At 68.0% G+C, this 1,125-nt stretch carries 2 protein-coding genes; both read left to right on the plus strand.

Annotated elements, in window-relative coordinates; all coding sequences use genetic code 11:
- Positions 1-860 (plus strand): ABC transporter ATP-binding protein (locus AB0M11_RS41315; RefSeq protein ID WP_365714145.1); only part of this gene is annotated, 860 nt, incomplete at its 5' end.
- A 26-nt stretch (positions 861-886) separates the two neighbouring features.
- Positions 887-1,125: ATP-binding cassette domain-containing protein (locus AB0M11_RS41320; protein ID WP_365714147.1), on the plus strand; the 239-nt coding region annotated here is incomplete at its 3' end.

A 1,125-nucleotide genomic window follows, 5' to 3' on the forward strand; every position in this document is an offset into this window, starting at 1 on the left:
TCGGCCTGCACAACCCCCAGTTCACCACGGTCGAGGGCGAGATCCTCCTGGACGGCCAGGAACTGATCACCGCCCGCGAGTCCGAACTGGAGAAGCTGCGCGGCAACAAGATGTCCATGATCTTCCAGGACGCGCTGGCCTCCCTCTCGCCCTATCACACCGTCGGCACGCAGATCGCCGAGGTGTACCGGAAGCACACCGGTGCCTCCAAGAAGGAAGCCCGGACCCGGGCGGTCGAGATGCTGAGGCGCGTCGGCATTCCCCAGCCGGACATCCGGGTGGACGACTACCCGCACCAGTTCTCCGGCGGCATGCGCCAGCGCGCGATGATCGCCATGGCCCTGGTCTGCGACCCCGAGCTCCTGATCGCAGACGAACCGACCACGGCACTCGACGTGACGGTCCAGGCCCAGATCATGGACCTGCTCAAGGACCTGCAGCAGGAGTTCGGCACGGCCATCATCTTCATCACCCACGACCTCGGGGTCATCGCCGACATCGCGGACGACGTCCTGGTGATGTACGGCGGCCGGTGCGTGGAGAAGGGCACCAAGAAGCAGGTGCTCGGAGATCCCCAGCATCCCTACACCCTGGGCCTGCTCAACTCCATGCCGAGTCTGGACGGTCCGGTCGACGTACCGCTGACGCCGATCCCGGGTTCGCCGCCCTCGCTGCTCAACCCGCCGTCCGGTTGCCGTTTCCACCCTCGGTGTGCGTTCGCGGAGAAGGTCGCGGGCGGCAAGTGCTCCCAGGAGCGGCCGGCGCTCGAGGTGATCGAGGGCCGCGGCTCCGCCTGCCACCTCACGCTGGAGCAGCGTGGGGAACTCTTCGCCGACTTCGCCGCGACCCGGCATCACTGACGGGCACGAGACGGGACTTCACGATCATGAGCAACACGACCCCCCTCCTGGACGTCTCCGGGCTGACCAAACACTTCCCCATCAAGGGCGGCTTCCCGATCCGGCGGACCGTCGGCGCGGTGCAGGCGGTGGACGGCCTGGACTTCCAGGTCGCCGAGGGCGAGAGCCTGGGTCTGGTCGGCGAGTCCGGCTGCGGCAAGTCCACCACCGGCCGGCTGGTCACCCGGCTGCTGGAGCCGACAGGCGGCACGATCAACTACCGCGG

The organism is Streptomyces sp. NPDC051987 (assembly GCF_040680735.1).
In the GTDB taxonomy this organism is placed as follows: Bacteria; Actinomycetota; Actinomycetes; order Streptomycetales; family Streptomycetaceae; genus Streptomyces.